Source organism: Pseudomonas sp. NBRC 111123, from assembly GCF_001320205.1.
In the GTDB taxonomy this organism is placed as follows: domain Bacteria; phylum Pseudomonadota; class Gammaproteobacteria; order Pseudomonadales; family Pseudomonadaceae; genus Aquipseudomonas; species Aquipseudomonas putida_J.
Genome location: NZ_BCAZ01000009.1, coordinates 117,261 through 125,702, shown reverse-complemented (window position 1 = coordinate 125,702; position 8,442 = coordinate 117,261). Strand labels below are relative to the sequence as shown.

The window sequence follows — 8,442 nt, the reverse complement described above, 5'->3', positions numbered from 1 at the left end:
ACCGCAAAGCGGCCCCTTTCACTTATGCGACATCGACCAGGACGATTTCGCTGTCCTCGATAGCGGTGACCTTGAGCACTTCCTCCTGCTCGATCGCCACCCCATCCCGGCCCTTGGCGCGCAGCCCATTGACTTCCACCAGCCCCTTGGCCGGCACCAGGTAACCCCGGCGCCCGGCATCGAAGCGGTATTCGGCGGTTTCGCCAGCGCGCAACGTCGCGGCTACCAGCCGTGCATCGGTCCGGATCTGCAAGCTGTCCTCGTCACCCGCGCGGCCGCTGGCCAGGGTCACGAAGCCTTCACCGCGCTCGCCTTTCGGGAACGGGCGGGTCCCCCAGGACGGCGCATCGCCAACCTTCTCCGGCACAATCCAGATCTGGAAGATGCGGGTATCGACCTCTTCCAGGTTGTACTCGCTGTGCACGATGCCGCTACCGGCACTCATCACCTGCACGTCGCCAGCCTCGGTACGGCCCTTGTTGCCCAGGCTGTCCTGGTGGGTAATGGCGCCTTCACGCACATAAGTGATGATTTCCATGTCGCGGTGCGGGTGGGGCGGGAAGCCGCTGCCGGCAGCGATCAGGTCGTCGTTCCAGACCCGCAGGTTGCCCCAGTGCATGCGCGCCGGGTCGTAGTATTCGGCAAACGAGAAGTGGTGATGGGCGTCGAGCCAGCCGTGGTTGGCGTGGCCAAGGCGTTCGAATGGGCGCAGCTGCAGCATGGTTGTGCTCCTTGAATCAGTGGAATGAAGCCATGATGCACCCAAAATAGATCGAAAATAAGCGTAAATATCGGCTGATTACAATCAGTTTTATCGATTTATAGTGGCGATGTGGATTATGCGATTCATCGCCTAATCCACTGATCTGCAAGCATTCGCTGGCGATTTTTGGTGGATACGGCGAACATGGCCCGCTGATCTGATATTCAACGGAGTGACCGTGGCCCACGAGCAACCCCAGGCCCCTGCCAAACTGACCCCGCCAGCCCAACTGCCTTGGTTCCGCCGCCTGGCTGCACGCCTGTTGGGCCGTGGCCTGACTCGCCTGCAGGCACAACATCGCGAATCCTGGAGCCTCGGCCACGCGCAGGGTTATGAAGCAGGTCGCCAGGTTCTGGTGATCCGCGATTCACGGCCGGATACCGCCGCGGTGCCCGAACAGGACGACAACCTTTTCGATGACTGGCGCCTGCCCGTGACCGCGGAGCTGAAAAAGCGCTTCAAGGCCGACGTTGCCCAGCGCCTGCCCGCCGAGGCGCAGCCCAGCGCGGCGCAATGGAAGCTGATTTTCAGCGACACACCGTCCACCTGTGTGGTGGCCGGCGCCGGGGCCGGCAAGTCGACCTCGCTGGTGCTGCGCATTTTGCTGTTGCGTCACTACCTGGGCTACGAGTTGGACGCGATGACCGTGGTCACCTTCACCCGCGAGTCGCGCAAGGACTTCATCAAGCGCCTGGTGCAGGTGTTTGCCCTTTGGCAGCTGGACTTGCAACCGGCCAAGGCGCGTGATCTGGTGCGCACCTTCCATTCACGGATCCTGCCGTTGGTGCGCAGCCTGCCGGGCTTCGGCCTGGTCCGTGCGTTCGAGACCCTGGGTAACGAGATGCCGGCCGGCCGCGAGGCGGAGGCTGAGAGCAACCCGTTCGACCTGCGCCTGAACGATGCCCAGCGCCAACAGCTGAACCAGTGCTACAGCCAATTGCTCGGTGAAAGCCCGCGCTTTGCCGAGATCGTCGCCACCCTGCGCCGCGAGGCCCTGCAACTCAAGCCGCTGGACCCAGGCCACCCGGATGTGCAGAAGCGGGTGCAGGTCACCCAGCTGGCCGCCCAGCGTGACGAAGAACTGTGCGATGTGATCGAAGACCTGTGGTTCGCCGCCGGCGCCTGGCCGATCAAGGGTATCGAGCCCTGCCGCGAAACCGTCGAGATCCGTGGCAGCCGCTTCCATGTGCATGGCCGCCTCGAAGGCCTCGACGCCTGGGTGGTGCTGGGCTTCGACCCGGCGGAAAGTGCCCAGTATCAACGCCCCGGCGCCAAGCTGGCGGTGCGTGCCGAGTGGGCGGTAAAGCGCACCTTGTTGCAGGCGTTCTGCGACAAGCCGCTGATCTGGCTCGATAACTACGCCATGGCCAGGCGCCTGGCCGCATCACTGGCCGGTGATGCCGTGGCAGGGCCCGGTTTCGAGTACAAGGTCAAAGGCGAGCTGGCCCCGGCGCCGCTGCTCGACGCCTTCGTCGGCGCCGCCAACTTCATCGAAAACCTTGGCCTGGAAGTGAACCCGGCCGTGGCGGCCATGAGCTTCCCGTCAGGCGATACCGACGCGCTGTTCTTCGAGGCGTTGGCCCTGTACTGGAAAGCCCTGGAGGCGCACTTGCTGGACCAGTCGCCACCGGTGATGAGCTACAACCGCATGTTCGCCCTGTTCGGTGAGAACAACCCGGAGAACCTGCAACTGCTGCCCGACCCGTTGCTGCGGCCACTGGCGCACCTGATGATCGACGAATTTCAGGACGTTTCGCCACAGATCGTCAGCTGGCTGCGCGCCTGCCTCGCGGAAATCCGCCGTCGTGGCCCGTCCATGCACACCGGGCGCAATGCCCAGCATTCCTCGCTGATGTGCGTGGGCGATGACTGGCAGTCGATCTACGGCTGGCGCGGCAGTTCGCCAAAGTACTTCATGGAGTTCACCAAGGCCTTCCCGTCGCCGGCCAACACCCGGGTGATGCTGGTCGACAATTACCGCTGCCAGCAGCAGGTGATCGACGCGGCCGAGCACCTGGTCAAAGGGGCGCCCGCCATCAGCGGCAAGAAGGCGCGTGCCGCCGGGCCAGCTGCAGCGCTGCCCGGTTCGCCGGTCAAGGTGTTCGACCGCGATGAGGCTGCACTCGGCCAGACCCTGATCGAGCATTACCAGCGGGGCGAGTCGGTGATGATGCTGTACCGCAAAGGCAGCGACCGGGCGCTGATGAACGATCACCTGCACAGCGTGCTGCAGGCCGAGGCCTCGTTGCCGAGCGAGCAGCGGCGCTTGCGCCAACTGACTTACCACAGCGCCAAGGGCTTGCAGGCCGATGCGGTGTTCATGCTTGGCGACTGTCAGTACCTGACCAGTTCGCCCTACAAGAACCAGGTTTACCGCCAGGCCGGCCTTGGCCGCGCAGGCGACAGTCAACCGTTCGACACTGCGCAGAAGGAGGAGGTGCAACGCCTCGCCTACGTGGCAGTGACACGGGCGGTCAGGCACTGCTATTGGCACGTGGAAGCGGCCAATGGTGAAACGGCGCAAGCGCCACGGGCGTCAAGCCAGGTGGATGGCCGGCAGGTATTTTTCGAAGACCTGCGCGGCCAGTAAGAATGCTCGTTTGTTGGCGTCCAGTGCCTGGGTCAGCCTCGCGATCAAGGCCTTGCTGCATTCGGGGAGGGTTCTGGCGATCTGTTTCTGGTGGAAGGGTGGGTGGCTCATGTTCGTGCTCCAGTGTCGGGCAGACGCCATGGGGCACGAGCCGGCCGCAGGCCAGCAGGTAGATAGATGCCGTCACCGGTCGGTTCTGTGTATGTCGTTGTCGGCGAGGGACCAGCAGGCGGCCGGCAGCTGCGCCAAGGTAAAGTGCCGGCCTGACGAGCACGCGCCAGGCATCAGTCAGGGAGAGAGAACATGCGTTTGCCGTTCAGCCCCAAGGATCATCTGCTCGACCTCAACGGCATCGAGATTGCCGTACGCTGCTGGGGCCCGGAGGAGGGCATTCCAGTGCTGGCCTTGCATGGCTGGCTAGACAATGCCGCCTCGTTCGAGCGCCTTGCACCCATGCTCGACGGCTGCTTCGTGGTAGCCCCGGACCTGGTCGGCCATGGCCGCTCCGATCACCGTCGTCACGACAGTGGCTATTACCTCTGGGAGCATGCCGAGGACATGCTGGCGGTGGCCGACAGCCTGGGGCTGGCCCGGTTTCATGTGCTGGCCCATGGCATGGGCACGGGTATCGCTTCGCTGCTTGCAGCCATGACCAGTGGTATCGCCAGCATGTTGTTCCTGGATGGCATGGGTGCGCCATTCACGGTCGCCGAGGATGATCGGGTACAACACTTGGCCCGTGCCTATCGGCTCAAACGCATGGTCCAGCGCAGCCAGCTGCCCGGCTTTGCCGCAACCGAAGGCAGCCGTTTCGATGACCTTGAAACGGCCCTGCAACAGCGGCGCACACGCCTGGACGGGGAGTTGACCGAGGAGGCCGCGCGGCTGTTGGCCCAGCGCGACCTGCTGCAATTGGCGGATGGTTATTGCTGGCGCCACGACCCGCGCCTGGTGTTGCCGGAGCCTATGCCGCTGACCGAGCGCGAGGCGTGTGACCTGCTCAGGGAAATCCGTTGCCCCTTGTACCTGATGCTTGGCAGGCAAGGAGCGTACAGCAGCAACGGTTTCGAGCAGCGGCAAGCGGCGTTGCCGGGCCACGCCCGGGTTTCCTGGCACCCGGGTGGGCATCATTTTCATCTGGAAGCGCCCGACCGGGCGCTGGTCGACCAGATCCTGCGGGTCCTTGCCCGCCACGAGGGTGGCCAGCTGCAGCGCCTGGTGAACGAGTAGGCGCCATGGCCAGCAGGTCAGGTCTTGGGCTATGGTGGCCAATGCCATCGGGCAGGCACTTCAAGGAGACCTTGCATGCGACCGTTCGCCATCAAGCACATCGACCACCTGGTGTTGCGGGTCACTGACCTGCAGCGCAGCGTGGCCTTTTACCGCGATCTGCTGGGCTGCAAGGTCAGCCGTGAGCGCCCGGACCTTGGTATGGTTCACCTGGCGACCGGCACGGCCATGATCGACCTGGTGACGCTCGATGGCCCGCTGGGCCGGCCCGGTGGTGCGGCACCCGGGGCAGAGGGGCGCAACCTGCACCACTTCTGCCTGCGCATCGAACCGTTCGACGAACAAGCGCTGATGGCTTACCTGCAAGCGGCCGGGGTGGCGGTTGAGCCGGCAGAAAAACGTTATGGTGCCGAAGGCGAAGGGCTATCGCTGTATTGCTTCGACCCCGATGGCAATCAGGTCGAACTCAAGGGCCCGGTCGAGTTGGCGGCATGACCCAGGTCAACGCGCTCGAACACTGGGTCGATACGCCAGAAGGCAAGCTGTTCGCCCAGGACGTGAAGCCGCAGAACGCACAAGGCGTGCCGATCATACTGCTGCACGACTCGCTGGGTTGCGTTGCCTTGTGGCGTGACTTCCCCAAACAGCTGGCAGCAGTGACCCGGCAGCGGGTCATTGCCTATGACCGACTGGGCTTCGGCCGCTCCGATGCACATCCAGGCCGCTTGCGCCGGGGCTTTGTCGAGGCTGAGGCGGAACAAGGCTTCGCCGCCTTGCTGCGGCAGCTGGAGATTGACGATTTCATCGTCTTTGGTCACAGCGTCGGCGGCGGCATGGCCGTCGGCTGCGCGGCGATCCACGGCAAACATTGTCGAGCCCTCATCATCGAATCGGCACAGGCCTTTGTCGAGGGCCTGACCCTGCAAGGTATTCGCGCTGCGGACCAGCAGTTTGCCGCGCCGGGGCAGCTGCAGCGCCTGACGCGTTATCACGGCGACAAGGCCGAATGGGTATTGCGCGCCTGGGTGGACACCTGGCTGGACGACGCCTTCGCCGACTGGAACCTGGATGCATTGCTGGCGCAGGTGCAGTGCCCGTTGCTCAGCCTGCATGGCGACCAGGACGAATTCGGCTCGCCAGCGCACCCTCGGCGCTTTACCGCATTGGCCGCTGGGCCGAGCGTGATGCGCCTGTTGCCGGGCTGCGGGCATGTTCCGCACCGGGAACAGACCGAGGTCGTGCTGGCCGAGGTGCAACGGTTTCTGGGGTAATGGCAACTGGCGATGCTGGCAAGTGGATATTGCCGTAAAGCCGATTATGCTTCAGTTACCTTGCTGCGATTCGAGGCAGCTGACCTCGTTGTGCTTCGCGCAACCAATGCTAGCCCTTGGGCCTGGGTGCGACGGTGAAATGGGTGTGAGGTACTCCGGCCTTCGATAACGACAAGACGGAGGCATCCCATGGCGGTTCTCGACAGCGCTTCCACGGGCAGTAGCGCGCCCCAACGGGGCATTACCAAGGAGGAGCGCAAGGTCATCTTCGCCTCCTCGCTGGGTACCGTGTTCGAATGGTACGACTTCTACCTGTACGGCTCGCTGGCAGCGATCATCGCCAAGCACTTCTTCGCCGGCGTCAATGAAACCACTTCGTTCATCTTCGCCTTGCTGGCCTTTGCCGCCGGCTTTGCCGTGCGGCCGTTCGGCGCGATCGTGTTCGGCCGCCTGGGCGACATGATCGGGCGCAAGCACACCTTCCTCATCACGATCGTCATCATGGGCCTGTCCACCGCGGTGGTGGGGCTGTTGCCCAGTTACGCGTCGATTGGCGTGGCGGCACCGGTCATCCTGATCACCCTGCGCCTGCTCCAGGGCCTGGCGCTTGGCGGCGAATACGGTGGTGCGGCCACCTATGTGGCTGAGCACGCGCCCAAGGGCCGGCGTGGCTTCTTCACGTCGTGGATCCAGACCACCGCCACCCTCGGCCTGTTCCTCTCGCTGCTGGTGATCCTGGCCTGCCGCACCGCCATGGGCACCGAGGTGTTCGAGGCTTGGGGCTGGCGGGTGCCGTTCCTGTTGTCGATCCTGCTGCTGGCGATTTCGGTGTACATCCGCATGCAGCTCAACGAGTCGCCGGTATTCATGAAGATGAAGGCCGAGGGCAAGGCGTCCAAGGCGCCGCTGACCGAGTCGTTCGCCCGCTGGGACAACCTCAAGGTGGTGATCATGTCGCTGCTTGGTGGCACGGCCGGGCAGGCGGTGGTGTGGTACACCGGGCAGTTTTACGCGCTGTTCTTCCTGCTGCAGATGCTCAAGATCGACCCGCAGACTGCCAACCTGCTGATCGCCGGCTCCCTGCTGATTGGTACACCTTTCTTCGTCATATTCGGCAGCCTGTCGGACCGCATCGGCCGCAAGAAGATCGTCATGGCCGGCTGCATCATTGCGGCGCTGACCTACTTCCCGATCTTCAAGGCGCTGACCGAGTACGGTAACCCGGACGTGTTCGTCGCCCAGGAGCAGAACCCGGTGGTGGTAGTCGCCGACCCTGGCCAGTGCGCGTTCCAGTTCGACCCGGTGGGCAAGGCCAAATTCACCAGCTCCTGCGACATCGCCAAGAGCCTGCTGGCCAAGCGTGCGATTCCTTACACCAACCAGGCAGCCGAGCCTGGCAGCGTGGCGCAGGTTCGCATCGGTGAGCGGGTGATCCCGAGCTTCGACGGCAGCAGCCTGGCGGCCGCCGACCTGAAGACCCAGAGCGATGCCTTTACTGCGACCATGGGCGGTGCCTTGAAAGAGGCGGGTTACCCGGAAAAGGCCGACCCGGCCAAGATCCACTATCCGATGGTGCTGTTGCTACTGACCATTCTGGTGATCTACGTAACCATGGTTTACGGGCCGATCGCCGCCTGGCTGGTGGAGCTGTTCCCGGCACGCATCCGCTACACCTCGATGTCGCTGCCGTACCATATCGGCAACGGCTGGTTCGGCGGCTTCCTGCCGACGGTGGCGTTTGCCATGGTGGCGGCGACCGGGGATATCTATTACGGGCTGTGGTACCCGATCGTGATTGCGGTGATGACGGCAGTGCTGGGGATCTGCTTCCTGCCGGAGACCAAGGATCGGGAAATTACCTAGGCAGGTCCGGCCCCTTCGCGGCTGAAGCCGCTCCTACAGGTGCAGCGCAGGCTTTGTAGGAGCGGCTTCAGCCGCGAAGAGGCCAGTGCAGGAAAAATCAGTCGAAGCACCCTCGCAGCGTGTAGGCATACCCGGTATCCACCTCCTTGGCCTTACCCCGGCTCCAGCGTTTCTTCAGCACGAACTCGAAAGCAGGTTCGTACAAGCCTTCCCTGATCAGCGCCCCGGCCAGTACCTCGACGTCATACCAGCCATTGTCCAGCTCTATGATCGGCCGCCCCGGCACCTGATAGCGCGCCATCAGGTCACCCAGCGTCTTGTTGGTGAAGTGCTGCAGGACACGCCAGGTGTACAGCATCACCGCACGGTTCTCGACCTGCAGCACATAGCCGTTGCGCCGGTGCTTGAGGCGACTGCCGGGTTCGAGCAGGGCCGGTGTGTAGCCATCGAGGGTGAACAGGATGTGGTAGGGCAGGTTGTCGACCCCCGCCAGCGGTATCACCACACCTTCTGCCACGGCCTTGTCGCCGCTGTCGTTGCTGGTGAACTCGCGGGCCAGGTCATCGGACAGGTGGTTTTCGTGTTTGAAACGCTCGAGCAGCTGGATATCGCCCAGCAGGAAGTAGTCGACCAGGTCATTGAGCACTTCGCTGAATTCGTGGCGCATCTGTTTTCCTTATTGTGGCGCACGGGTACAGCTGCAATGTAGCCAATGGCAGCACCGG

The 8,442-nt window shown here is 63.6% G+C and carries 7 protein-coding genes; 5 read left to right on the top strand and 2 right to left on the bottom strand.

What is annotated here, in order from left to right:
• Positions 1-22: 22 nt before the first annotated feature.
• Positions 23-721 (bottom strand): pirin family protein, encoded by a 699-nt coding sequence (locus APH27_RS07535; RefSeq protein WP_060484465.1) that lies wholly within the window; start codon positions 719-721, stop codon positions 23-25.
• A gap of 220 nt (positions 722-941) precedes the next feature.
• On the opposite strand from APH27_RS07535, the gene APH27_RS07530 reads away from it, so the two are divergent.
• The 5 genes from APH27_RS07530 (at position 942) to APH27_RS07510 (ending at position 7,717) form a co-directional block, all read left to right on the top strand.
• Positions 942-3,353, top strand: a complete 2,412-nt coding sequence (locus APH27_RS07530) for a UvrD-helicase domain-containing protein (protein WP_256250563.1) — start codon at positions 942-944, stop codon at positions 3,351-3,353.
• A gap of 303 nt (positions 3,354-3,656) precedes the next feature.
• Entirely contained in the window at positions 3,657-4,583 is a 927-nt protein-coding gene (locus tag APH27_RS07525) for an alpha/beta fold hydrolase (RefSeq protein WP_027918737.1), read from the top strand.
• 75 nt (positions 4,584-4,658) lie between these two features.
• Positions 4,659-5,078: a VOC family protein gene (locus APH27_RS07520; protein ID WP_060484463.1), complete on the top strand. Its 420-nt coding sequence runs from the start codon at positions 4,659-4,661 to the stop codon at positions 5,076-5,078.
• Positions 5,075-5,854 carry an alpha/beta fold hydrolase gene (locus APH27_RS07515; RefSeq protein WP_060484462.1) on the top strand — a complete coding sequence of 260 codons (780 nt, stop codon included), beginning with the start codon at positions 5,075-5,077 and terminating at the stop codon, positions 5,852-5,854. Before APH27_RS07520 ends, APH27_RS07515 begins: the two co-directional genes overlap by 4 nt.
• A gap of 189 nt (positions 5,855-6,043) precedes the next feature.
• Complete coding sequence (locus tag APH27_RS07510) at positions 6,044-7,717, top strand: MFS transporter (RefSeq protein WP_060484461.1); 1,674 nt, start codon at positions 6,044-6,046, stop codon at positions 7,715-7,717.
• Positions 7,718-7,814: 97 nt separating this feature from the next.
• Here APH27_RS07510 and APH27_RS07505 read toward each other — a convergent pair whose 3' ends face one another.
• Positions 7,815-8,384, bottom strand: coding sequence for a hypothetical protein (locus APH27_RS07505; protein ID WP_060484460.1), 570 nt, complete (start codon positions 8,382-8,384; stop codon positions 7,815-7,817).
• Positions 8,385-8,442 lie beyond the last annotated feature (58 nt).